Origin of the sequence: Nocardioides sp. (assembly GCF_035481145.1) — a bacterium.
Taxonomy (GTDB): Bacteria; Actinomycetota; Actinomycetes; order Propionibacteriales; family Nocardioidaceae; genus Nocardioides.
The window spans coordinates 20,857-44,544 of record NZ_DATIHB010000139.1; the positions used below are offsets into that span (position 1 = coordinate 20,857).

General features: G+C 70.9%; 21 protein-coding genes. 20 read left to right on the forward strand and 1 reads right to left on the reverse strand.

Annotated elements, in window-relative coordinates:
* Window positions 1–19 precede the first annotated feature (19 nt).
* The 5 genes from VLF38_RS11655 to VLF38_RS11675 are packed head-to-tail and all read left to right on the forward strand — an operon-like array spanning window position 20 to window position 6,318.
* Window positions 20–1,057: an AMP-binding protein gene (locus VLF38_RS11655; RefSeq protein WP_325271428.1), complete on the forward strand. Its 1,038-nt coding sequence runs from the start codon at window positions 20–22 to the stop codon at window positions 1,055–1,057.
* Window positions 1,054–2,046 carry an o-succinylbenzoate synthase gene (locus tag VLF38_RS11660; protein WP_325271429.1) on the forward strand — a complete coding sequence of 331 codons (993 nt, stop codon included), beginning with the start codon at window positions 1,054–1,056 and terminating at the stop codon, window positions 2,044–2,046. The genes VLF38_RS11655 and VLF38_RS11660 overlap by 4 nt, the downstream gene beginning before the upstream one ends.
* A complete protein-coding gene (gene menD, locus VLF38_RS11665) occupies window positions 2,043–3,746 on the forward strand; it encodes a 2-succinyl-5-enolpyruvyl-6-hydroxy-3-cyclohexene-1-carboxylic-acid synthase (RefSeq protein WP_325271430.1) in 1,704 nt (567 codons plus the stop codon). The genes VLF38_RS11660 and menD overlap by 4 nt, the downstream gene beginning before the upstream one ends.
* Before the next feature lie 54 nt (window positions 3,747–3,800).
* A complete protein-coding gene (locus VLF38_RS11670; protein WP_325271431.1) occupies window positions 3,801–5,660 on the forward strand; it encodes a Na+/H+ antiporter in 1,860 nt (619 codons plus the stop codon).
* A gap of 10 nt (window positions 5,661–5,670) precedes the next feature.
* Window positions 5,671–6,318 carry an MBL fold metallo-hydrolase gene (locus VLF38_RS11675; RefSeq protein ID WP_325271432.1) on the forward strand — a complete coding sequence of 216 codons (648 nt, stop codon included), beginning with the start codon at window positions 5,671–5,673 and terminating at the stop codon, window positions 6,316–6,318.
* A 7-nt stretch (window positions 6,319–6,325) separates the two neighbouring features.
* Here VLF38_RS11675 and VLF38_RS11680 read toward each other — a convergent pair whose 3' ends face one another.
* The gene (locus tag VLF38_RS11680) at window positions 6,326–7,597 is read right to left on the reverse strand and encodes an isochorismate synthase (protein ID WP_325271433.1); all 1,272 of its coding nucleotides are present in this window, start codon (window positions 7,595–7,597) and stop codon (window positions 6,326–6,328) included.
* Window positions 7,598–7,697: 100 nt separating this feature from the next.
* Between VLF38_RS11680 and VLF38_RS11685 the strand changes: the two genes are divergently transcribed.
* From VLF38_RS11685 to nuoL, 15 genes are all read left to right on the forward strand, one after another.
* Window positions 7,698–8,387, forward strand: coding sequence for a demethylmenaquinone methyltransferase (locus VLF38_RS11685; RefSeq protein ID WP_325271434.1), 690 nt, complete (start codon window positions 7,698–7,700; stop codon window positions 8,385–8,387).
* The gene (locus VLF38_RS11690; RefSeq protein WP_325271435.1) at window positions 8,387–9,706 is read left to right on the forward strand and encodes a geranylgeranyl reductase family protein; all 1,320 of its coding nucleotides are present in this window, start codon (window positions 8,387–8,389) and stop codon (window positions 9,704–9,706) included. The genes VLF38_RS11685 and VLF38_RS11690 overlap by 1 nt, the downstream gene beginning before the upstream one ends.
* A gap of 655 nt (window positions 9,707–10,361) precedes the next feature.
* A complete protein-coding gene (locus VLF38_RS11695) occupies window positions 10,362–10,973 on the forward strand; it encodes a DUF559 domain-containing protein (protein WP_325271436.1) in 612 nt (203 codons plus the stop codon).
* Window positions 10,974–11,273: 300 nt separating this feature from the next.
* Window positions 11,274–11,630: an NADH-quinone oxidoreductase subunit A gene (locus tag VLF38_RS11700; RefSeq protein WP_325271437.1), complete on the forward strand. Its 357-nt coding sequence runs from the start codon at window positions 11,274–11,276 to the stop codon at window positions 11,628–11,630.
* Between the two features lie 132 nt (window positions 11,631–11,762).
* A complete protein-coding gene (locus VLF38_RS11705; RefSeq protein WP_325271438.1) occupies window positions 11,763–12,323 on the forward strand; it encodes an NADH-quinone oxidoreductase subunit B family protein in 561 nt (186 codons plus the stop codon).
* Entirely contained in the window at window positions 12,316–13,047 is a 732-nt protein-coding gene (locus VLF38_RS11710; protein WP_414689392.1) for an NADH-quinone oxidoreductase subunit C, read from the forward strand. The genes VLF38_RS11705 and VLF38_RS11710 overlap by 8 nt, the downstream gene beginning before the upstream one ends.
* A 52-nt stretch (window positions 13,048–13,099) precedes the next feature.
* Window positions 13,100–14,452 (forward strand): NADH-quinone oxidoreductase subunit D, encoded by a 1,353-nt coding sequence (locus VLF38_RS11715; RefSeq protein WP_325271439.1) that lies wholly within the window; start codon window positions 13,100–13,102, stop codon window positions 14,450–14,452.
* Window positions 14,453–14,507: 55 nt separating this feature from the next.
* Window positions 14,508–15,128, forward strand: coding sequence for an NADH-quinone oxidoreductase subunit NuoE (gene nuoE, locus VLF38_RS11720; RefSeq protein ID WP_325271440.1), 621 nt, complete (start codon window positions 14,508–14,510; stop codon window positions 15,126–15,128).
* Window positions 15,125–16,447 (forward strand): NADH-quinone oxidoreductase subunit NuoF, encoded by a 1,323-nt coding sequence (nuoF, locus tag VLF38_RS11725; RefSeq protein WP_325271441.1) that lies wholly within the window; start codon window positions 15,125–15,127, stop codon window positions 16,445–16,447. Before nuoE ends, nuoF begins: the two co-directional genes overlap by 4 nt.
* Entirely contained in the window at window positions 16,444–18,834 is a 2,391-nt protein-coding gene (locus tag VLF38_RS11730) for an NADH-quinone oxidoreductase subunit G (protein WP_325271442.1), read from the forward strand. Before nuoF ends, VLF38_RS11730 begins: the two co-directional genes overlap by 4 nt.
* Window positions 18,831–20,141, forward strand: coding sequence for an NADH-quinone oxidoreductase subunit NuoH (gene nuoH, locus VLF38_RS11735; RefSeq protein WP_325271443.1), 1,311 nt, complete (start codon window positions 18,831–18,833; stop codon window positions 20,139–20,141). The genes VLF38_RS11730 and nuoH overlap by 4 nt, the downstream gene beginning before the upstream one ends.
* Entirely contained in the window at window positions 20,141–20,716 is a 576-nt protein-coding gene (nuoI, locus tag VLF38_RS11740; RefSeq protein WP_325271444.1) for an NADH-quinone oxidoreductase subunit NuoI, read from the forward strand. Before nuoH ends, nuoI begins: the two co-directional genes overlap by 1 nt.
* On the forward strand, window positions 20,713–21,474 hold the full coding sequence (locus tag VLF38_RS11745) for an NADH-quinone oxidoreductase subunit J (protein WP_325271445.1): 762 nt from the start codon (window positions 20,713–20,715) through the stop codon (window positions 21,472–21,474). Before nuoI ends, VLF38_RS11745 begins: the two co-directional genes overlap by 4 nt.
* Window positions 21,471–21,782: an NADH-quinone oxidoreductase subunit NuoK gene (gene nuoK, locus VLF38_RS11750; RefSeq protein WP_325271446.1), complete on the forward strand. Its 312-nt coding sequence runs from the start codon at window positions 21,471–21,473 to the stop codon at window positions 21,780–21,782. Before VLF38_RS11745 ends, nuoK begins: the two co-directional genes overlap by 4 nt.
* Window positions 21,783–21,791: 9 nt before the next feature.
* Window positions 21,792–23,681, forward strand: a complete 1,890-nt coding sequence (gene nuoL / locus VLF38_RS11755; protein WP_325271447.1) for an NADH-quinone oxidoreductase subunit L — start codon at window positions 21,792–21,794, stop codon at window positions 23,679–23,681.
* The last annotated feature ends 7 nt before the right edge of the window (window positions 23,682–23,688 follow it).

Sequence of the window (23,688 nt, forward strand, 5' to 3'; positions counted from 1 at the left end):
ACGGCGGTAGGTTCGGCCCATGTCCTCGTCGACCGAGCCACTGCGCCTGACCGGTGACCCGCACACCGACATCCGCGAGCTGCGCCACTGGCTGGCCGCAGAGGACGACCAGCGCCTCCTCATCGAGACCTCTGGCTCCAGCGGTACGCCGAAGGGTGTGCTGCTCTCGCGGTCCGCCGTGCTCGCATCGGCCGGCGCCTCCGCCCGCGCCATGGGGCACGGCCAGTGGGTGCTCGCGCTGCCGTCGAACTACGTCGCCGGTGTCAACGTGATCGCACGCTCGCTCCTGGCAGGGCACGACCCGGTCGTGGCCAACGGGCTCACGTGGAAGCACGGCCCCCGCTTCGCCAGCTTCGTCTCGACTCAGCTCGGTCGGCTGATCGCGGACGACGAGGGTCGCGAAGCGCTCCGCGAGCTCGACTGCGTGCTCGTCGGCGGCGGTCCGGTCGATCGCCTCGCGGTCGCGCAGGTGCGCTCGTGGGAGGTCGACGTGCACGCGACCTACGGCTCGAGCGAGACCTGCGGCGGCTGCGTGTACGACGGCTACCCGTTGCCGGGCGTCGAGGTGGCGCTGACCGATGACGGCCGGATCAAGCTGCGCGGACCGATGCTCTTCGACGGCTACCTCGATGACCCCGGGCTGACGGCCACGACCCTGGTCGACGGCTGGTACATCACCTCCGACCTCGGTGAGCTGGCCGACGACGGCCGCCTCACCGTGATCGGCCGTGTCGATGACATGGTGATCAGCGGGGGCGTGAAGGTGCCCGGCCCCGCGGTCGCGCGCCGCCTTGCCGAGCACGTTGCGGTCGCCGGCGCCGAGGTGGTCGGCGTCCCCGATCCCGAGTGGGGGCAGGCCGTCGTCGCGGTCGTCGCCACGCCAGGCCTCGCCTCCATGCCGGCGATGCGGCTCGAGGAGGCCCGCGACTGGGTGGCCGCGGCTCACCCCCGGACCTGGGCACCTCGCCGGCTCGTCGTCGTCGAGGAGCTCCCGCTCCTGGCCAACGGCAAGGTCGACCGCCAGGCGGTCCGCGCCCTCGCTGAGGGTGCCTCGTGACGGTCGAGACCCACGTCTTCTCGATCCCGATGCGTACCCGCTTCCGCGGCATCACGGCGCGCGAGGGCGTGCTCCTCCACGACCCCGCCACGGGTGGTTGGGGCGAGTGGTCACCCTTCCTCGAGTACGACGACGAGGTCGCGCGCCCCTGGCTGGAGTGCGCGCTCGAGGCGCTCGCCGGCGACTGGCCCGCGCCGCTGCGTGACGCCGTGCCGGTCAACGTCACGGTGCCCGCGGTCGACCCCGAGCGGGCGCACGCCATCGTCACCGCAGGCGGTTGCCGGACCGCCAAGGTGAAGGTGGCAGAACCCGGCCAGACGCTCGCCGACGACGAGGCCCGCCTCGAAGCGGTGCGGGACGCACTCGGCGCATCGGGCCTCGTGCGCGTGGACGCCAACGGAGGCTGGGACGTCGACACCGCCGTCAGGGCGCTGTCGGTGCTCGATCGTGCTGCCGGGGGCCTGGAGTACGCCGAGCAGCCGGTCGCCACGGTCGAGGGGCTGGCCACGGTGCGGCGCCGGGCCAGTGTGCTGATTGCGGCGGACGAGTCGATCCGCCGCGCCGCCGATCCCTATCGGGTGCGCGACCTGGAGGCAGCGGACATCGCCGTCCTCAAGGTGCAGCCGCTCGGCGGTGTGAGGGCCTGCCCGCGCATCGCGGAGGAGATCGGCCTGCCGGTCGTCGTGTCCAGTGCACTGGAGACCTCCTTCGGGATCGCGGCGGGGGTGGCGCTCGCGGCCGCACTGCCGGAGCTGCCCCACGCCTGTGGTCTGGCCACAGTCCAGCTGCTCACCGACGACGTCGCGGCCGAGCCGCTGCTGCCTGTGGATGGCTCCCTGCCCGTCCGTCCTGTGCATGCAGACCGGGCCGCACTGGCCCGCCTCGCGGCCGACGCCGACCGAAGCGCCCACTGGCAGCGGCGGCTCACGCGTGTGCAGCACGACCCCGAGCGCGACCTCGCGCGCGTGCGGCAGGATCGGCCCCTGTGAACCCGTCGACCACCCTCGCCCGAGCCGTCGTCCAGGCGCTCATCGACGCCGGCGTCACCGAGCTCGTCCTCGCCCCAGGCAGCCGCAACGCGCCGCTCGCCTTCGCGGCGTACGACGCCGACCAGCAGGGCCTGCTCCGGCTCCACACGCGCATCGACGAGCGGACGGCGGGATTCCTCGCGCTCGGGCTGACGAAGTCGGGTCGTCGGACTGCTGTCGCGTGCACGAGCGGCACCGCGGTCGCCAACCTCCTGCCAGCGGTGATGGAGGCCGCGCATTCCGGCATCCCGCTCGTCGTCGTCACCGCCGACCGTCCGGCGAACCTCCGCGGCACCGGCGCCAGCCAGACCACGGATCAGGTCGAGGTCTTCGGCTGCTTCGCCCGCTTCCTCGACCTGTCGGCTGCCGACTTCGCCCGCGAGAGCGAGCGGGCCGAACTCCGCGGCTCCCGGCAGCTGCGGGAGTCCGAGGGGGCCGAAGCTCTCGCCGCCCTGGTCGCCGAGGAGTACGGCTGGTTCTCGTACGACGGCCACCCGCCGTCTCGCGTCGCGCACCTCAATGTTCAGTTCGAGCTGCCGTTGACGCCCGAGGGGGAGCCATCGGCATTCACAGCACCCGAGCCAGCGACCGGTCGCTGCCACGGCCCGGACCAGCGCCAGGAGCCGACGCTCCTCACCCTCGGCCCCCGCACGGTCGTGGTCGCCGGCGACGACGCCGGAGCCCGTGCCCGCCAGATCGCCGAGGCCGGCGGCTGGCCGCTCTTCGCCGAACCCACCTCCGGCTCGCGCACCGGTGACCACGCCCTCCGCACCTATCGTGTGCTGCTCGACACCGACCTCGCCCACCAGATCGAGCAGGTCGTCGTCGTGGGCCACCCCACCCTCAGCAGGCCGGTCGCGCGGCTCCTCGCCCGCGAGGACGTCGAGGTCATCTCCGTCGCGCACGCCGGCATCTGGGCCGAGCGTCCCTTCCCCGTCGCCTCCGAGCACTCCGCGGTCTGGGTCGAGGAGGGCGAGACCGATCCGGCTTGGCTCGACGCCTGGCGCGAGCTCGACCGCACCACCGGCCGGGCGCTGGACCGCCTGCTCCACGAACAACCCGAGCTCACCCCGCACGAGGTGGCAGGGGCGGTGAGTGCCGCCGTACCCAGCGGGGGTCTGCTGGTCGTCGGCGCCTCCAGCCCGATCCGCGACCTGGACCTGATGACCCGGCCCAGCCAGGTCGGCGGACGCCGCAAGACGATCGCCAACCGTGGCGTCGCAGGCATCGACGGCACCATCTCGACCGCGATCGGCGCCGCGCTCGCTCGCCAGACCCGCGACCCCGACGCCCGCGTCCTCGCGCTGATGGGCGACGTGACCTTCCTCCATGACGCGGGCGCCCTCGTCCTCGGTCCCCAGGAGCCCCGCCCCGACCTGACCCTCGTGGTCGTCAACGACGACGGCGGCTCGATCTTCACCATGCTCGAGCAGGGCGCCCCGGCGTACGCCGCGCAGTACGACCGGCTCTTCGGCACCCCGCATGGCGTCGACATCGCCAGCCTCTGCGCGAGCACACGCACCCCGCACTGGAAGGTCGAGAGCCTTCCCGAGCTGCAGCAGGCGCTCGCAAGCCCCAACGGGGGCATCGAGGTCATCGAGGTCCGCGTACGCCGGGACAACCGGCGCGAGCTCGACGCCGCGATCCGCGCCCTGGCCTGACCACAAGCCCCACCTCGACGCACCACAAGCCCCACTTCGGGGGAGGATGTGCGCGTGGAGATCGCGTTCCTTCTCGTCCTGCTCGCCGTCGCGGTGCTCGCCGGCTCGTCCCTGTCCGAGCGGATCGGCTTCCCGGCACCGCTGGCTCTGATCGCGCTGGGTGTCCTCGGGTCCTACCTGCCCTTCGTCCCGGAGGTGCACCTGCACCACGAGGTGGTGCTCCTCGGCCTGCTGCCGCCGCTGCTGTACGCCGCGGCGCTGCAGACCAGCCTCGTCGACTTCAACGCCAACCGGCGACCCATCCTGCTGCTCAGCGTCGGCCTCGTGGTCTTCACGACCATCGGGGTCGGTGCGGTCGTCCATGCCCTGATCCCCGGCCTCGGCTGGCCCGCCGCGCTCGCCATCGGTGCCGTCGTCGCGCCGCCGGACGCCGTGGCGGCCACGGCGATCGCCCGGCGCATCGGACTCCCACGCCGGCTCGTCACGATCCTCGAGGGCGAGTCCCTGCTCAACGACGCCACTGCGCTCGTCGCGCTCCGCACCGCCATCGCCGCCAGCGCCGGCGCCTTCTCGGTGACCCATGTCGGACTCGACTTCCTCAAGGCGGCCGGTGGCGGCGTACTCGTCGGGCTGCTCGCCTTCGTGATCGTCGCCAAGGTGCGCAAGCTCCTCACCGACCCCGTTCTCGACACCGCGGTCAGCCTCGTGACCCCCTTCGCGGCGTACGTCGCGGCGGAGCGCTTCCACGCCTCCGGGGTGATCGCCGTGGTCGTCGCGGGCCTGCTGCTCGGCCACAAGGCGCCGATCCTGCAGTCGGCGCAGAGCCGGATGGCCGAGCGCACCAACTGGAAGACGATCGCCTTCGTCCTCGAGAACGCCGTCTTCCTCCTCATCGGGCTCCAGGCGGCGTGGATCATCCAGGACGCGGGGAACTCGACGCTGGGCTGGGCGCGCATCGTCGCGGTCTGCGGTGCGTCGCTCGCGGCGGTCATCGTCCTCCGCCTGCTCTGGGTCTTCCCGGCGCGCTACCTCCTCGTGCGGCCGGGCAACGATCCGGTCACCGGCGAGCGCGCGCCGTGGACCTACACCTTCCTCCTCGGCTGGGCCGGCATGCGCGGTGTGGTGACGCTGGCGGCGGCGTTCGTCATCCCGACCGACACACCCCACCGTGAGGTGCTGCTCCTCATCGCCTTCACCGTGGTGGCGGGCACCCTCTTCCTGCAGGGGCTGAGCCTGCCGTGGCTGGCACGCACCCTTGCCGTGCCGAGTCCCGACCCCACGGAGGACGCGCTCGCCCGGGCCACCCTCCTCCAGCAGGCCACGAAGGCAGCCCACGAACGCCTCGACGACCTCGAGTACGACGACCGGCACGGCGTCGTGGACCTGGTCCGGCAGCAGATGGACCGGCGCAACTTCGCCGCGTGGGAGCGGCTCGCCACCGCTGAGGACCACGAGAGTCCCAGCGACCTCTACTCGCGGATCCGGCTCGAGCTGATCGCGGCCGAGCGCGAGCGGGTCCTCGAGATCCGCAGCGCCGGCACGGTGCCGTCCGACGTCGTACGCCAGGTGCTCGGCATGCTGGACGTCGAGGAGTCGGTGCTCGTGACCGCCACGGCGGAGCGTTCGCGGGTCGTGACGGCCAGCAGCGCTCGGCAGGCCGGCGCGGACTGCAGCCACCTGCGGAGCTTCCCGGCGCGGGAGACGACGGGCACGTTCTGCGAGGAGTGCGTGGCCGAGGGCCGCGCCTGGGTCTCGCTGCGCGAGTGCCTCGCGTGCGGTCACACCGGGTGCTGTGACTCCTCGGCCGGACAGCATGCGACCGCCCACTTCCACGCGACCGGGCACCCGGTGATGGAGTCCGCGGAGCCCGGCGAGGACTGGCGCTGGTGCTACCTCGACCACACCACGGCGTAACTTCGAGGGCATGAGGATCACGAAGTTCGGTCACGCCTGCGTCCGCATCGAGCACGGCGGGAAGGCACTCGTCATCGATCCGGGCGGGTGGACCTCGCCGGAGGCCGTCGACGGCGTCGACGTCGTCCTCGTCACGCACGAGCATCCCGATCACGTGAACGCCGACCTGCTGCGGCGTACGGATGCGGAGGTCTTCACCGTGCTCGGTGTCGCGCAGCACCTCGCGGGGGAGGCGCCCGACCTGCACGAGCGGGTCCGGGTGCTCCCGCCGGGCACCGGCTTCACGGCCGCCGGGCTCCAGGTCGAGACGGTCGGGGAGCTGCACGCGGTCATCCACGAGGAGCTCCCGCGCGTCCACAACAGCGGCTACCTCGTCAGCGACGGGCAGACCCGCCTCTTCCACCCCGGTGATGCGCTCACGGCTCCCAGCGAGCACGTCGACGTGCTCTGCCTGCCGGTCAGCGCACCGTGGCTCAAGATCTCCGAGGCGATCGACTTCGCGCGCGGGGTGGGCGCGGCTCACAACCTCGGCATCCACGACGAGGTCTACAGCGAGCGCGGCCTGGGCATCGCCGACGCTCACTTCGGCCGCTTCCTCGGTGCCCTCGGGCACGACTACTCCCGCCTGCCCGAGGGCAGCGACCTCCTGACGGGCTGACGGCTCCTCAGCCGCCGAGCGCCTCGCGCACCGGCACGAACTTCGCCTGCGACTCAGCGAGCTCGGCGGCCGGGTCCGAGCCGCCGACGATGCCGCAGCCCGCGAAGAGCCGGACCTGGTTGTCCGACAGCACGCCGGAGCGCAGCGCGATGCCCCACTCGCCGTCGCCGTCGGCGTCCATCCAGCCGACCGGAGCGGCGTAGCGGCCGCGGTCCATGCCCTCGATCTCGGTGATCAGCGACCGCGCGACCGCTGTCGGCGTGCCGCCGACCGCGGCGGAGGGATGCAGGGCGGCAGCGAGCTCCAGCGCGCTCTCCCCGTCGCGCGCGACGCCCGCAACGTCGGTCGCGAGGTGCAGGACGTTCGGCAGGTGCAGCACGAACGGCGTCTCCGGCACGTTCATCGACGAGCAGTACGGCTCCAGTGCCTCGGCGACCGACCGGACGGCGTACTCGTGCTCCTCGAGGTCCTTGCTCGAGTGCGCGAGCATCGCGGCCAGGGCGAGGTCGCGCTCGTCATCACCCGTACGCCGGATGGTCCCGGCCAGCACCCGGGAGGTGACGAGGCCGCGCTCGCGGCGTACGAGCATCTCGGGGGTGGCGCCGAAGAGACCGTCGACGTGGAAGGTCCAGCAGGTGGGGTAGGTCGCCGCGAGTTGCCGCAGCGGCCAGCGGATGTCGATCGGGGCCGACGCGGTGGCGACGAGGTCGCGGGCGAGCACGATCTTCTCGAGGTCGCCGGCCTCGATCCGTGCGACGGCATCGGCGACGACGTCCATCCACTCGGTGCCGCTGAGGGCCCCGTCGGCGAAGGTGAGGTCGACCGGGGGAGCGGGCGCGTCGGTGACCGCGACGTCGGCCGAGGCGATGCCGATGGTGGTGACCCAGGTGAGGTCGCCACGGCGGCCGACGACGACCTGCGGCACGACGAGCACCGAGTCGCTGCCGTCCACGTGCGCCTCGTCGGAGAAGGTGAACGCACCGAAGCAGACCAGGCCGGTGCCGGGCTCCTCGACGGCGTCGTCGACGGTCGCGGCGGCGACCGTCTCGGCCCACCACTTCGCGGCGTCGGAGAAGCGGGTCGGTCCGCTCGTCCGCACCGTGGCGGCGACGCCCCACCCGACGAGTCCCTCGCCCCGGCGCAGCCAGCTGAGTGGTGCGTCCGCGGGGAGCAGGTCGATCAGCTCTGCGCTGGCGGCCGGGTCCGACGTGGGGACCAGGACGGTCCGGACGTCGAGGGCGCTCCGGGTCGCGGAGCCGCCGTCGCCAGCTTCGTTCATGGGCGCAGCCTAACGGGAGGGTTCAGGGGTGATTCGGTGCGGTTGCCCTGCCGGATGGGGCGTCAGCGGCCGGCCTGCGTGAAGGTCCTACTCTTTGCCTGTGACCCGAGCCGAGCTGGACAAGAAGCCCACCGACGTACGCCGGATGTTCGACGCCGTGGCCAAGCGCTACGACGTGACCAACACCGTGCTCTCGGCGGGCATCGACCGGAAGTGGCGCAAGGAGATGATCGCGGCCGTCGACGCGCGCGCGGGGGATCGGGTCCTCGACCTCGCGGCGGGCACCGGCGTCTCCAGCGTCGCCTTCGCCGAGGCCGGCGTCCAGGTGGTCCCGTGCGACTTCTCGGTCGGCATGCTCCAGGCCGGCAAGAAGGTCCGGCCGACGCTCGACTTCGTGGCGGGCGACGGCACGAAGCTCCCGTTCGCCGATGACACCTTCGACGCGGTCACGATCTCCTTCGGCCTGCGCAACTTCGTCGACACCGTCGCCGGCCTGCGCGAGATGCGGCGGGTCACCCGCCCGGGCGGCCGGCTCGTCGTGTGCGAGTTCTCCCACCCGACCAACGCGGTCTTCCGCACCGCCTACCTGGAGTACCTGATGAAGGGGCTCCCGGCCGTCGCCCGCGGTGTGTCCTCGTCGCCCGACGCCTACGTCTACCTCGCCGAGTCGATCCGGGCCTGGCCCGACCAGGCGGGTCTCGCGCGCCTGCTCCAGGAGGCCGGCTGGACCTCGGTCGAGCACCGCAACCTCACCGGCGGCATCGTCGCCCTGCACCGCGGGGTCGCCTGATGTCGTCGCCCGCCGACGCGCTCTTCGGCCTGACCCCCGCGCGTGACGAGCGTGAGGCGCAGGTCATCGTCGTCGGTGCCGGCCCCGCCGGCGCTGCGACCGCCTACCACCTGGCCAACGCCGGGATCGACGTGCTGCTGCTCGAGAAGGGCTCCTTCCCGCGCGACAAGGTCTGCGGCGACGGCCTCACCCCACGCGCGGTGAAGTCGCTCATCGGCATGGGCTTCGACCTCGACGAGCCGGGCTGGCAGAAGAACAAGGGCCTGCGGATCATCGGTGCCGGCCACCGGATCGAGCTGCCCTGGCCCGACCTCGCCAGCTTCCCGTCGTACGGCATGGTGCGGCCGCGCATGCAGCTCGACGAGCTCCTCGCCCGCCACGCGCAGAAGGCCGGCGCCCGCCTCATGGAGCGCACGTCGGTGACCGGTCCGGTCCTCGACGCCTCCGGTCGCGTCGTCGGCGTGACCGCACGCGCCCTCGACGCCAACGGACGCCGTGCCGGTGACGAGGTCACCTACCGCGCACAGCTCGTCGTCGCCTGCGACGGCGTCTCGTCGCGCCTGGCCACGGGCCTCGGCATCGAGCGCCGCGCCAACCGGCCGATGGCCGTCGCGGCTCGCGCCTACTACAAGACGCCCATGCACGACGACCCGTGGATGGAGTCGCACCTGGAGCTCTGGGACGGCGCTCCCGGCCAGTCCAACCAGCTGCCCGGCTACGGCTGGATCTTCCCGTGCGGCGACGGCACCGCCAACGTCGGCCTCGGCATCCTCGATTCGTCCTCGGCGTTCCGCACCTACGACTCCAAGGCCGCGATCCGCGCCTGGCTCGCGCACACCGACCCTGTACTCGGGTTCACCGAGGAGAACCTCGTCGGCGAGGTCCGCTCTGCCGCCCTGCCGATGGGCTTCAACCGCAAGCCGCACTACCGCGCTGGCCTGCTGCTCGTCGGCGACTCCGGTGGCATGGTCAACCCGTTCAACGGCGAAGGCATCGACTACGCCCTCGAGGCCGGCCACCTCGCCGCCGAGGTGATGGTCCAGGCCCTCGCGCGGCCCGCCGGTCTCGGCCGTGAGCGCGTGCTCGAGGGCTACCCGACTGCGCTCGATCAGGCCTACGGCGGGTACTTCACCCTCGGTCGTGGCTTCGCCAAGATCATCGGCAGCCCGCGCGTGATGAAGTTCGCGACCAAGCACGGCCTCCCGCGCCCCGCACTGATGCGCTTCACGCTGAAGCTGATGGCGAACCTCACCGACCACAAGGGCGATGCCCACGACCGGATCATCAACGCTCTCGCGAAGGTCGCGCCCGACGCCTGACGCGCGGCCGCCTGCCTGACGGTGTACGCCTGCCCGATGCGCCGTACGCCGTCGTAGGCGGCGGGGGAGGCGGTTGCTACCGGTAGCAACCGCTCCCATGGTCACCGATCGGACTTCGCATATGCGAGGCCGTGGCAGGCCGTGCGAGTCCATGACTCGGCACGGATTCGCAGCTGCGCATTGATGGCCGTCGGCCGGGGCGCGGCGGCCTCCGCGCCATGGTGCGGCAGCCTGTGGATGACGGGCGACCGCTCCTGCCAAAGTCGAGCACGCTGGTCGAGTGACCGAACAGACCACCCGTAGGAAGCGTAGGCGTACTCCGCGACCGGCAGGGACGTTTGACCCGCGGAAGCCATTCACCTCGCAGGAGGGGCTGGCCGCGGGTCTTACACGCAAGGACCTGCAGTCGGGGCGGTTCCGCCGCCTCCTGCTTGGCGTGTACGTCGAGGCTTCGGTCCCTGCGACGCCTGCCCTCCAGGCGGCCGCCGTCCTGTGCCTGCTTCCGCCGTCTGCGTGGGTCAGCCATGCGACGGCGGCCCGGCTCCTCGGCGTACCGCTGCCGCCGCTCCCTGACGAGCACGCGTGTGTGCGCGAAGCCGCCGAGCGACTGCGGCGCAGCGGAGTTCGGTGTCACGTCGGCGGGAAGTCTGCTCGGGTGGTGCTCGTCGACGGCATCCGTGCGTCAGCGCCAGCGCAAGTCTTCGTCGAGCTCGGCGAGCAGCTGACCCTGGTTGATCTGGTCGTCGTGGGCGACTGGCTGGTGCGGCAACGGCTGGTCAGCCTCGATCGGCTCCGCGCCACCTGCAAGCGTGCATCTGGCGCTGGCGCCGCAGGTGCACGCCAGGCCGTTGTGTACGTCCGCGAGCGAGTGGACTCACCGATGGAGACTCGCCTGAGGATGCTGATCGTGCTGGCTGGCATCCCGGAGCCCGAGGTCAATCGCGAGATTCGGGGCGTAGGTGGGCGAGGCGTCCGTCGTTACGACCTGAGCTGGCCCGGAGTCCGCATGATCGTCGAGTACGACGGCCGTCACCACGTCGAGGTGATCGAGCAGTGGGAGGCCGATCTCGAACGTCGCGAGGCGATTGACGACGACGAGTGGCGCATCCTCGTGTTCGTCGCGAAGGACATCTTCCGCAGGCCCGACCGGACGCTCGATCGTCTCGCCAGAGTGCTGCGCAAGGCGCGACTTCCCGGACTTCCTCGGGTGTTGAGCGAGGACTGGAGACCGCACTTCCCGGTGAAGAGCGACTACTTGCATTCATGAGTTCGCACGCGCGAATCGGTGCACGGTCCTGACTGTGCACGACCTGGCCCCGACGCGCATGTGCGAACTCATGAATGCCGCCGCCCCCTGCCGGCGCCCCACCGCCACGCGGCGCGCCCCCACCGCCACCCGAACACGCCGCACGCGGCGCTGCCCCGCGCCCCACCACCCCGCCGTACGCCGGAATGTCCGGCTTCCTCCACGCCGCGCAGACCCCCCTCCTTGCGCATGACCGCCACATCCCTAGACTGTGACCCGGGCCACTTAGTGAACCAATTCACAAGCGCGCAGGAGGGTGTTGTGGAGCTCTACGTTCCCGTGTTGGCACTGGCAGTGCTGGCGGCTGGGTTCGCGATCTTCTCGGTCGTGATGAGCAGCTTCACGGGCCCGAAGCGCTACAACCGCGCCAAGCTCGACGCCTACGAGTGCGGCATCGAGCCGACGCCCAATGCGCTGAGCGGCCGCTTCCCGGTGAAGTACTACATCATCGCGATGCTCTTCATCGTCTTCGACATCGAGATCGTCTTCCTCTACCCGTGGGCGGTCCACTTCGACGCCCTGGGCTGGTTCGGTCTCGCGGAGATGGCGGTCTTCCTCGGCACGGTGTTCGTGGCCTACGCCTACGTATGGCGCCGCGGCGGACTGGACTGGGACTGAGGCCCGAGATGTACGCACCCTGCCTGCGTTGTCGTCAGTCGGCGACCGCTCCGCTGCGCTCCGCACGAAGGTCGCCTTCCTTCCTCCGCCTTGGCAGCGCGCGCACCTCCCGACCCTCAGAGGAGGCCTGACATGGGCTTGGAAGAGAAGCTCCCCAGCGGAGTCCTGCTGACGACGGTCGAGGGCCTCGCCGGCTACATGCGCAAGGCGGCGTTCTGGCCGGCGACGTTCGGCCTGGCCTGCTGCGCCATCGAGATGATGACCAGCGGCGGCCCGAAGTACGACCTCGGCCGCTTCGGCATGGAGGTCTTCCGCGCGAGCCCCCGTCAGGCCGACCTGATGATCGTCGCCGGCCGTGTGAGCCAGAAGATGGCTCCGGTCCTGCGCCAGATCTACGACCAGATGGCCGAGCCCAAGTGGGTGCTCGCGATGGGCGTCTGCGCGAGCTCGGGCGGCATGTTCAACAACTACGCGATCGTCCAGGGCGTCGACCACGTCGTCCCCGTCGACATGTATCTCCCCGGCTGTCCGCCGCGCCCCGAGATGCTGATCGACGCGATCCTCAAGCTCCACGACCAGGTCCAGCACGGCAAGCTCGGCGCCAACCGCACCGCGCAGATCCGCGACCTCGAGGCAGAGGGCCTGATCGCCACCCCCACCAGCCTGATGAAGGGCCTGATGCGCGGTGAGTGACACCACCCCCGGCGGCCCGGGCAAGGACCCCCAGCCGGCCACCCACGAGCCGAGCTCGCCCGAGATCGAGGCGACGACCGACTCGACGTCCGGCTTCGTCCGCAGCCCCGCCGTCGGCGTACGCAAGGGGATGTTCGGCGCGAAGGACGGCGGCGACACCAGCGGCTACGGCGGCCTCGTGGCGCCGATCGTCTACCCCGGCCAGGCCGAGCGCCCGTACGGCGGGTGGCACGACATCGTCGCCGACTCGCTGGAGGGCCTTGTCGAGAGCGTCGTCATCCACCGTGGCGAGATCACCTTCCACATCGCGCGCGGCAACCTGCAGAAGGCGATGCGGACGCTCCGCGACGAGCAGCGCTTCGAGTTCTGCGCGGGCGTCAACGGCGTGCACTACCCCGACGACGCGGGGCGCGAGCTCCACGCGGTCTACAGCCTGCTGAGCATGACGCACAACCGGCGGATCCGGGTGGAGACGACCACCCCCGACAGCGACCGCCACCTGCCCAGCTGCGTCGCGATCTACCCGACGCTCGACTGGCACGAGCGCGAGGCGTGGGACTTCTTCGGCATGGTCTTCGACGGCCACCCTGCGCTGACGCGGATCCAGATGCCCGACGACTGGCCGGGCCACCCGCAGCGCAAGGACTACCCCCTCGGCGGCATCCCGGTCGAGTACAAGGGCGGCACCGTCCCGCCGCCGGACCAGCGGAGGTCCTACAGCTGATGAATCACCCCATCCAAATGCTCGCTTCGCTCCGCTTTGCACGGGGACCCCGATGAGCACGCAGAACGAAGCAGCAGACGCGTACGCCGCGACCAGCACCGAGACCACCGAGGGCCGGGTCTTCACGGTCGGCGGCCAGGACTGGGACGAGTTCACCAACGAGCTCGGAGATGACGCCCACGAGCGGGTCGTCGTCAACATGGGCCCGCAGCACCCGTCGACCCACGGTGTGCTCCGGCTGATCCTCGAGCTCGAGGGCGAGACGGTGACCGAGGCCCGCTGCGGCATCGGCTACCTCCACACCGGCATCGAGAAGAACATGGAGTTCCGCAGCTGGGTGCAGGGCGTCACGTTCTGCACCCGCATGGACTACCTGTCGCCGTTCTACAACGAGGCGACCTACTGCCTCGGCGTCGAGCGGCTCCTCGACATCGAGGACCAGATCCCGGAGAAGGCGCAGGTCATGCGCGTCCTCCTCATGGAGCTCAACCGGATCTCCTCGCACCTCGTCTGCATCGCCACCGGTGGCATGGAGATCGGCGCGCTGACGGTCATGACGATCGGCTTCCGTGAGCGTGAGCTGGTGCTCGACCTCTTCGAGCTGATCACAGGCCTCCGGATGAACCACGCGTTCATCCGCCCGGGCGGCGTCGCCCAGGACCTCCCGCCGGGCGCGCTCGACGAGATCCGCGGCTTCGTCGCGCTGATGCGCAAGCGCCTCCCGGAGTACGCCGCGCTGTGCAACGCGAACCCCATCTTCAAGGCGCGGCTGGAGGGCGTGGGCCACCTCGACCTCGAGGGCTGCCTCGCGCTCGGCATGTCCGGCCCGGTGCTCCGCTCCACCGGCTACGCGTGGGACCTCCGCAAGACGAGCCCGTACTCCGGCTACGAGGACTACGACTTCGATGTCATCACCTGGGACACCGCCGACGCCTACGGCCGCTTCCGGGTCCGCCTGGCCGAGATGGAGGAGAGCCTGCGCATCGTCGAGCAGGCGGCCAACCGGCTCGCCGGGCTGGAGGGCGCGCCGGTGATGGTGGCGGACAAGAAGATCGCCTGGCCCAGCCAGCTCGCGATCGGCGCCGACGGCATGGGCAACTCCCTCGACCACATCCGCCACATCATGGGGGAGTCGATGGAGGCGCTGATCCACCACTTCAAGCTCGTCACCGAGGGCTTCCGGGTCCCCGCCGGCCAGGCCTACGTGCCGATCGAGAGCCCGCGCGGCGAGCTCGGTGCCCACGTCGTCTCCGACGGCGGCACCCGCCCCTTCCGCGTGCACTTCCGCGATCCCAGCTTCACCAACCTGCAGGCGACCAGCGTGATGAGCGAGGGCGGCGCGGTCGCCGACGTCATCGTCGCGATCGCCTCGATCGACCCCGTGATGGGAGGCGTGGACCGATGACCCCGACCGAGTCGAGCGAGGCACGAGCGAGCGACCGAGGGGTCGGTCAGCGCTGATGGCCATCAACCAGACGACGTACGCCGAGCTGCGCGAGATCGCCGCACGCTACCCCCAGGCCCGCTCGGGGCTGCTGCCGATGCTCCACCTCGTGCAGTCCGCCGAGGGCCGGGTGACACCCGAGGGCATCAACGCCTGCGCCGAGATCCTCGGGCTGACGGCCGCCGAGGTCAGCGGCGTCGCGACCTTCTACACGATGTACAAGCGCAAGCCCGTCGGCGAGCACCACGTCGGCGTCTGCACCAACACCCTCTGTGCGGTGATGGGCGGCGACCAGATCTTCGCCGAGCTCAAGGAGCACCTCCAGGTCGGCAACGACGAGACGACCCCGGACGGCAAGGTCACCCTCGAGCACGTGGAGTGCAATGCCGCCTGCGACTACGCGCCCGTCGTGATGGTCAACTGGGAGTTCTTCGACAACCAGACCCCCGAGTCGGCGAAGCAGCTCGTCGACGACCTGCGCGCGGGCCGTGAGGTCACCGCCTCGCGTGGCGCGAAGATCTGCTCGTGGCGTGAGGCCGAGCGCGTGCTCGCCGGCTACGACGACGGCCGTGCCGACGAGGGCCCGTCCGCGGGCGAGGCCTCCCTCGCTGGTCTCCGCACCCTGGAGGAGAAGTGACGAGTCCGATCACCCCGGTCCTCACCGCCAACTGGGGCGCCGACCGCAGCTGGACGCTCGATGCCTACACCCAGCAGGGCGGCTACGAGGCGCTGGCCACGGCGCTCACGAAGAGCCCCGACGAGGTCGTCGCGGCGGTCAAGGACTCCGGCCTCCGCGGTCGTGGAGGCGCCGGCTTCCCCACCGGCATGAAGTGGGGCTTCCTGCCGCCGTACGACGAGGAGTCGCCGACCCCGCGCTATCTGGTGGTCAACGCCGACGAGTCCGAGCCGGGCACCTGCAAGGACATCCCGCTGATGATGGCGTCGCCCCACACGCTCGTCGAGGGCGTCATCATCAGCAGCTACGCGATCCGCGCGAAGCAGGCCTTCATCTACGTCCGCGGCGAGGTGCTCCACGTGATCCGCCGCCTGCGCGCCGCGGTCGCCGAGGCGTACGCCGCAGGGCACCTCGGTCCGGACAGCCCGGCGGGTGTGGACCTCATCGTCCACGCCGGTGCCGGTGCCTACATCTGCGGCGAGGAGACCGCGCTCCTCGACTCGCTCGAGGGGCGACGGGGCCAGCCGCGACTGCGTCCGCCGTTCCCCGCGGTCGCTGGTCTGTATGCGAGCCCGACGGTCATCAACAACGTCGAGTCGATCGCCTCGGTGCCGGCGATCATCGGTCGCGGCCAGGAGTGGTTCGCCAGCCTGGGCACCGAGAAGTCGAAGGGCTTCGTCATCTACTCGCTGTCGGGGCACGTGACCCGTCCGGGGCAGTACGAAGCGCCGCTCGGCATCACGCTGCGCGAGTTGCTCGCCCTCGCCGGGGGAGTGCGCCACGGGCACCAGCTCAAGTTCTGGACGCCGGGTGGCTCGAGCACCCCGATCCTCACCGACCAGCACCTCGACGTCCCGCTCGACTACGAGGCGGTCGGTGCGGCGGGCTCGATGCTCGGCACCCGCGCGCTGCAGATCTTCGACGAGACCACGTGCGTCGTACGCGCGGTGCTGCGGTGGTCGGAGTTCTACAAGCACGAGTCGTGCGGCAAGTGCACGCCGTGCCGTGAGGGCACGTGGTGGCTCGTGCAGGTGCTGACCCGGCTGGAGAACGGCCAGGGCAGCGCGGCCGACCTCGACCAGCTGCTCGACCAGTGCGAGAACATCGCCGGCCGCTCCTTCTGCGCGCTGGGTGACGGCGCGACCTCGCCGGTCGTGTCGTCGATCCAGCACTTCCGCGACGAGTACCTCGCGCACCTCGAGCACGGCGGCTGTCCCTTCGATCCCGCGGCCTCGACCGCGTGGGCACCACGCAACCAGGGGCAGGAGGTGCACGCATGAGCGAGCTCACCCAGCAGACCGACAAGGTCACGCTGACCGTCGATGGCATGAGCGTGACGGTGCCGAAGGGCACCCTGGTCATCCGTGCCGCCGAGCAGGTCGGCGTCCAGGTCCCGCGGTTCTGCGACCACCCGCTGCTCGCACCCGTCGGTGCCTGCCGCCAGTGCCTGGTCGAGGTCCCTGACGGGGGCAACGGCCGTCCGATCCCGAAGCCGCAGGCCTCCTGCACGCTCACCTGCGCCGAGGGCATGGTCGTGGAGACCCAGGTCTCCAACCCGGTGGCAGAGAAGGCCCAGCGCGGCGTGATGGAGCTGCTGCTGATCAACCACCCGCTCGACTGCCCCGTCTGCGACAAGGGCGGCGAGTGCCCCCTGCAGAACCAGGCGATGTCGTCGGGCCAGGGTGAGAGCCGCTTCGCGGCACAGGGCGGCGTGAAGCGGACCTTCGAGAAGCCGATCCCGATCTCGCCGCAGATCCTCCTCGACCGCGAGCGCTGCATCGTGTGCCAGCGGTGCACCCGCTTCGCCGCCGAGATCCCGGGCGACCCGGGCATCGCGCTGATCCAGCGCGGCGCGATGCAGCAGATCGGCACCGCGACGGACGCGCCGTTCGACTCCTACTTCTCCGGCAACATCGTGCAGATCTGTCCGGTCGGCGCGCTGACGTCGGCCGACTACCGGTTCCGCGCGCGGCCCTTCGACCTGGTCTCGAGCCCGAGCATCGCCGAGCACGACGCCTGCGGTGCGGCCATCCGCGTCGACCACCGCCGCGGCAAGGTCGTGCGCCGGCTCTCCGGCAATGACCCGGAGGTCAACGAGGAGTGGATTTCCGACAAGGACCGCTACGCGTTCCGCTACCAGCGTCCTGCTGCTCGCCTGCAGCACCCGCTGGTCCGTGACGCCGAGACCGGCGAGCTCCGTGCCGCCTCGTGGCCCGAGGCGTTCACCGTCGCCGCCCGCGGGCTCGCAGCCGCGCAGCAGACCGGCGGCATCGGCGTCCTGACGGGCGGGCGGGTGACCGGCGAGGACGCCTACGCGTACTCCAAGTTCGCCCGCGTCGTCCTCGGCACCAACGACATCGACTTCCGCGCCCGTCCGCACTCCGCGGAGGAGGCGCAGTTCCTCGCCTCCACGGTCGCGCTCAGCAACGACGTCCAGTACGCCGATCTCGACCGCGCCGCGTCCGTCGTCCTGCTCGGCCTCGAGCCGGAGGACGAGGCCGGCACGCTCTTCCTGCGGCTGCGCAAGGCCGTGCGGGCGAGCCGACTCCGGGTCGTCTCGGTGGCGCCGTTCGCGAGCCGGGGCCTACGCAAGCTCGGCGGCGAGCTGGTGACCGCCGCCCCCGGTGAGGAGGCGCGCGTCATCGCGGAGCTCACCGACATCGGAGCCGACACCGTGCTCCTGGTCGGTGAGCGCCTCGCCACGAGCCCGGGTGCCCTCTCCGCGGCCGCCGCGCTCGCGGCGAGCAGTGGTGCCCGACTGGCCTGGGTGCCCCGCCGTGCTGGTGACCGGGGCGCGGTCGAGACCGGCTGCCTGCCCAACCTCCTGCCCGGTGGCCGTCCTGTCGAGGAGCCGGGCGCCCGTGTCGACCTCGGTGCCGCCTGGGGCGTCGAGCACCTACCCGCGACCGAGGGTCGCGACGGTGACGCCATCCTCGCCGCTGCCGCCTCGGGCGAGCTCGGTGGCCTCGTCATCGGTGGTGTGGATGCCGAGGACCTCGCCGACCCGGCCCACGCGCTCGCCGCGGTCGATGCCGCGGGCTTCGTGGTCAGCCTGGAGCTGACCGAGACCAGCGTGACGCGCCTGGCCGACGTCGTGCTCCCGGTCGCCCCGGTGACGGAAAAGGCCGGCATGTTCGTGACGTGGGAGGGCCGTCCGCGGACCTTCGCGAAGATCTTCGAGGTGCCCGGCTCGCTGCCCGATCTCCGCGTGCTGGCCGGCATCGCCGACGAGATGGGCACGCCGCTGGGCTTCTCGACCACCGAGGGTGCCCGCGCGGAGATGGAGCAGGTGGGCCCGTGGGACGGCCTCCGTCCTGCCGCTCCCACGCAGGCGCCCGCTCCGGAGCGCAAGGTGCTCAAGACCAAGCTCGTGCTCGCCACCTGGAAGCAGCTGGTCGGTCACGGCTCGCTCCTCGAGGACGCCGACGTGCTGCTCGAGACGCAGCGTCCGGCCGTCGCGCGGATCACCGCGGAGACCCACGACATGCTCCGCGGTGCGACCGAGGTGACGCTGACCGGTGACCGTGGCCAGGTCACGCTCCCGGTCGAGGTCGCCGACCTGCCCGAAGGCGTGGTCTGGGTGCCCGCCAACGCGTGGCCGGGCGGCGTACTCGCCACCCTCGCCGGCCCCGGTGCCTCCGTCTCGGTGAAGGGAGTCCAGCGATGACCGCCCCGTTCGTGAGCATGGCGGCCGAGGACCTCTCGGCGTTCGGCCAGGACCCGTGGTGGCTGATCCTGGCCAAGGTGCTGGCGATCTTCCTCGTGCTGGTGCTGCTGACCCTCTTCAACATCTGGTTCGAACGCCGCGTGGTCGCGCGCATGCAGCACCGCATCGGCCCCAATGTGCACGGTCCCTTCGGCCTGCTGCAGTCGCTCGCCGACGGCGTCAAGCTGGCGCTGAAGGAGGACATCATCCCCAAGGCCGCCGACAAGGTGGTCTTCATCATCGCCCCCGTGATCGCGACGATCCCGGCGTTCATCACCTTCGCGGTGATCCCGTTCGGGCCCGTGGTCGGGCTGCCGTTCACCGACCGCACGACGCCGCTGCAGCTGACCGACATGTCGATGGCGGTCCTCTTCGTGATGGCGATCGCGAGCATCGGCATCTACGGCATCGTCCTCGGCGGCTGGGCCTCGGGCAGCACCTACTCCCTGCTCGGCGGCCTGCGCTCGAGCGCCCAGATGATCTCCTACGAGGTCGCGATGGGGCTCAGCCTCGTCGCGGTCTTCCTCTACGCCGGCTCGATGTCGACCAGTGCGATCGTCGCCGCGCAGGAGGATGTCTGGTTCGGCTTCGTGCTGCTGCCCAGCTTCGCGATCTACGTGATCGCGATGGTCGGCGAGACCAACCGCGCGCCGTTCGACCTTCCGGAGGCCGAGGGCGAGCTCGTCGGTGGCTTCCACACCGAGTACAGCTCGCTGAAGTTCGCGCTCTTCTTCCTCGCCGAGTACATCAACATGGCGACGGTCTCCGCGCTCGCGACGACGCTCTTCCTGGGCGGCTGGCGCGCGCCGTTCGGCCTCGCGCAGGTCTGGCCCGGGGCCAACGAGGGCTACTGGCCGCTGCTGTGGTTCTTCGGCAAGATCCTGGTCTTCATCTTCTTCTTCGTGTGGCTCCGCGGCACGCTGCCGCGGCTGCGCTACGACCAGTTCATGGCGTTCGGCTGGAAGGTGCTGATCCCGGTCTCGCTGGCCTGGATCATGCTCGTCGCGACCCTGCGCGTCGCCCGCAACGAGGGCACGTTCGACAATCTCGAGGGGCCGGTCGTGCCGATCGTCGCCGGACTCGTCATCGTGGCCTGCCTGGCGCTGATGTTCTGGCCCTCCCGTACGCCGGCCCCCGCCGCCGGCGCGACGGAGCCGGCCGCGCGCCCCACCGTACGACCGGGAGCGTTCCCGACCCCCGACCTTCCGGAGGCCGGTGCCGTGCGCGGCGCCGCTGCCCCGCTCGTCTTCGAGGAGAGTGACCGCTGATGGGCGTGAAGGAAACCCTCTGGGACCCGATCGCCGGCTTCGGCGTGACGTTCCGGACGATGTTCAAGAAGCCGGTGACGGAGCAGTACCCCTTCGAGAAGGCGCAGACCGCACCGCGCTTCCACGGCCGCCACCAGCTCAACCGCTGGCCTGACGGTCTGGAGAAGTGCGTCGGCTGCGAGCTCTGCGCCTGGGCCTGCCCGGCCGACGCGATCTACGTCGAGGGCGCCGACAACTCCGACGAGCTGGATGCCGACGGCAACAGCCAGCGGTTCAGTCCGGGGGAGCGCTACGGCGCGGTCTACCAGATCAACTACCTGCGCTGCATCCTGTGCGGGCTCTGCATCGAGGCCTGCCCGACGCGCGCGCTGACGATGACCAACGAGTACGAGCTGGCCGACGACAACCGCGCCGACCTGATCTACGAGAAGTCCGACCTGCTCGCGCCGCTGCAGCCCGGCATGGAGGCCCCGCCCCACGCGCCCCGCTTCGGTGACGAGAAGAACTACTTCCGCGGTGAGTTCGTCGAGGAGCCCGCGCGGCTCGCCGACTTGCTGAAGGAGGGCCACCAGTGATCGCCTTCTGGACCCTCGCCCCGATCATGGTGGTGAGCGCGCTCGGCATCCTCGTCGTCCGCAAGGCCGTGCACGCCGCGCTGCTGCTCGCGGTCGTGATGATCAGCCTCGCGGTGCTCTACGCCAGCCTCGAGGCGCCGTTCCTCTTCGCGGTGCAGATCATCGTCTACACCGGCGCGATCCTGATGCTCTTCCTCTTCGTGCTGATGCTGGTCGGCGTCGACGCCTCCGACTCCTTGACGGAGACCATCAAGGGCCACCGGATCGCAGCACTCGTGGTGGGCGTCCTCTTCGGCCTGACCATCGGCCTCGCGGTCGGCCAGGTCTCCTACGGCACGGCGGTCGGCCTCTCGGCAGCCAACGAGGGCGGCAACGTCCCGGCCCTCGCGGACCTGCTCTTCTCCGACTGGGTGCTCGCCTTCGAGACCACCTCTGCCCTGCTCATCACCGCCGCCGTCGGCGCGATGGTCCTCGCCCACCGCGAGCGCCTCGAGCCGAAGGCAGGTCAGAAGGAGCTCGCCGCCCGCCGGGTCCAGGAGTACGCCGACTCCGGACGCCACCTCGGCCCCCTCCCGGCCCCCGGTGTCTACGCCCGCCACAACGCCGTCGACACCCCCGCGCTGCTGCCCGACGGCTCACCGAGCGAGGACTCCCTCAACCGCACGCTGGTCCGCCGGAGCGACGCCGCGACCCCGCCGAAGGACGTGAAGGCGATCGAACGCCTCGTCAAGGAGTCGAAGGGCGGTGACGTGCGGTGAACGAGTCGTTCCAGGTCGGTCCCTACATCGTGCTGTCGACGATCCTCTTCACGATCGGCTGCATCGGCGTGCTCGTACGCCGCAACGCGATCGTCGTCTTCATGTGCGTCGAGCTGATGCTCAACGCCGCGAACCTCGCGCTCGTCGCCTTCGCCCGCCACCACGGCAACCTGACCGGCCAGATCGCGGCGTTCTTCGTGATGGTCGTCGCCGCGGCCGAGGTCGTCGTGGGCCTGGCGATCATCATGACCCTGTTCCGCACCCGCCGCTCGGCCTCGGTCGACGACGCCAACCTGCTGAAGCTGTGAGGTGCTGACGTGCTCGCACTGATCATCGGCCTGCCGCTCCTCGGCGCCGCGATCCTGCTGCTCGGTGGCCGCTCCACCGATCGCTGGGGCCACTGGCTCGGGGTCGCGACGGTCGCCACGTCGTTCGTGCTGGGGCTGGTCGCCTTCGGCCGGATCGCCGCCGGCGACCACGGGGGTGCGGTCTCGCAGCACCTGTGGACCTTCCTCCACGTCGGCTCGCTCCAGGTGGGCGCCGACCTGTACGCCGACCGGCTCTCGATCCTCTTCGTGCTGCTGATCACCGGCGTCGGCTCGCTGATCCACCTCTACTCCGTGGGCTACATGGAGCACGACGCACGTCGCCGCCGCTTCTTCGGCTACCTCAACCTCTTCGTCGCCGCGATGCTCCTGCTGGTCCTGGGCGGCAACTACCTGATGCTCTTCATCGGCTGGGAAGGCGTCGGCCTGGCGTCGTACCTCCTGATCGGCTTCTGGCAGCACAAGCACTCCGCGGCCCTGGCCGCGCGCAAGGCCTTCGTGATGAACCGCGTCGGTGACATGGGCCTGCTGCTGGCGATGTTCCTGATGTTCGTGAACTTCGGGTCGATCAGCTTCCTCGGTGTCGAGATGGGCGTCCATGGAGGCGCCGCGACGGCCTACCCGGGGCTGCCGGTGCCGAGCGAGCAGACGCTGACCTGGATCGGCCTCGCGCTCCTCCTCGCAGCCTGCGGCAAGAGCGCACAGGTCCCGCTGCAGGCCTGGCTCCTCGACGCGATGGAGGGCCCGACCCCGGTCTCGGCACTCATCCACGCCGCGACCATGGTGACCGCCGGCGTCTACCTGATCGTCCGCTCCGGCGCCGTCTTCGAGGCCGCGCCGATCGCGCAGACCGCGGTCGTCGTGGTCGCCGTCGTGACACTGCTGTGGGGTGCGGTCCTCGGCTGCGCCAAGGACGACATCAAGAAGGCGCTCGCCGGCTCCACGATGAGCCAGATCGGCTACATGATGCTCGGCGCGGGGCTCGGCCCCGTCGGCATGGCGTTCGCGATCTTCCACCTGATCACGCACGGCTTCTTCAAGGCCAACATGTTCCTCGGGGCCGGCTCGGTGATGCACGCGATGGACGACGACGTCGACATGCGCCACTACGGCGGGCTGGCCCGGCTGCTGCCGGTGACCTTCCTGACCTTCGCGATGGGCTACCTGGCGATCATCGGCTTCCCGGGCTTCTCGGGCTTCTGGTCGAAGGACAAGATCATCGAGACTGCGTTCGCCGAGAACCCGCTCGTCGGCGCGCTTGCGCTGCTGGGCGCGGGCATCACCGGCTTCTACATGACCCGGCTGATGCTGCTGACCTTCTTCACCGACAAGCGCTGGGAGAAGGGCGTCCACCCGCACGAGTCCCCGCGGGTGATGACGATCCCGCTCATCGTCCTCGCGGCCCTCTCCGTCCTCGGTGGCCTGATGCTCGCCGGCGGCTGGATCACCGACTGGCTGGAGCCGGTCGTCGGCCACGCCGAGCACCACGAGCTGCCGATGCCGGCGATCGTGATCACGCTGCTCGTCATGCTGACGGTCGCTGCCGGTGTCGCCATCGCGTGGTTCACCCACGGCACGCGCTTCATCCCGCGCAAGGCTCCGGCCGACGTCGCGTGGCCGGTCCGGGCCGCCCGCGCCGACCTCTACGGCGACGCGATCAACGACGGCCTCGTCGTCCAGCCGACCATGCGGCTCGTCGACGGTCTGATGGTCTTCGACAAGGCGGTCATCGACGGCGTCGTCATGGGCCAGGCTGCCGCGACGGTCGGCGGCTCGCTCCAGCTGCGCCGGATCCAGAACGGCTTCGTCCGCTCCTATGCGCTCTCCGTCGCCGGCGGTGCCGTGCTCGTCGTCCTCGCGCTCCTGGTGGTGAACCTCTGATGGCCAC

Excerpts from the sequence above, each read along its gene's own strand:
- VLF38_RS11655 (WP_325271428.1), top strand. The coding sequence starts at position 20 with ATGTCCTCGTCGACCGAGCCACTGCGCCTGACCGGTGACCCGCACACC.
- VLF38_RS11675 (WP_325271432.1), top strand. The coding sequence starts at position 5,671 with ATGAGGATCACGAAGTTCGGTCACGCCTGCGTCCGCATCGAGCACGGC.
- VLF38_RS11680 (WP_325271433.1), bottom strand. The coding sequence starts at position 7,597 with ATGAACGAAGCTGGCGACGGCGGCTCCGCGACCCGGAGCGCCCTCGAC.
- VLF38_RS11690 (WP_325271435.1), top strand. The coding sequence starts at position 8,387 with ATGTCGTCGCCCGCCGACGCGCTCTTCGGCCTGACCCCCGCGCGTGAC.
- VLF38_RS11705 (WP_325271438.1), top strand. The coding sequence starts at position 11,763 with ATGGGCTTGGAAGAGAAGCTCCCCAGCGGAGTCCTGCTGACGACGGTC.
- VLF38_RS11715 (WP_325271439.1), top strand. The coding sequence starts at position 13,100 with ATGAGCACGCAGAACGAAGCAGCAGACGCGTACGCCGCGACCAGCACC.
- nuoE (WP_325271440.1), top strand. The coding sequence starts at position 14,508 with ATGGCCATCAACCAGACGACGTACGCCGAGCTGCGCGAGATCGCCGCA.
- VLF38_RS11730 (WP_325271442.1), top strand. The coding sequence starts at position 16,444 with ATGAGCGAGCTCACCCAGCAGACCGACAAGGTCACGCTGACCGTCGAT.
- nuoH (WP_325271443.1), top strand. The coding sequence starts at position 18,831 with ATGACCGCCCCGTTCGTGAGCATGGCGGCCGAGGACCTCTCGGCGTTC.
- nuoI (WP_325271444.1), top strand. The coding sequence starts at position 20,141 with ATGGGCGTGAAGGAAACCCTCTGGGACCCGATCGCCGGCTTCGGCGTG.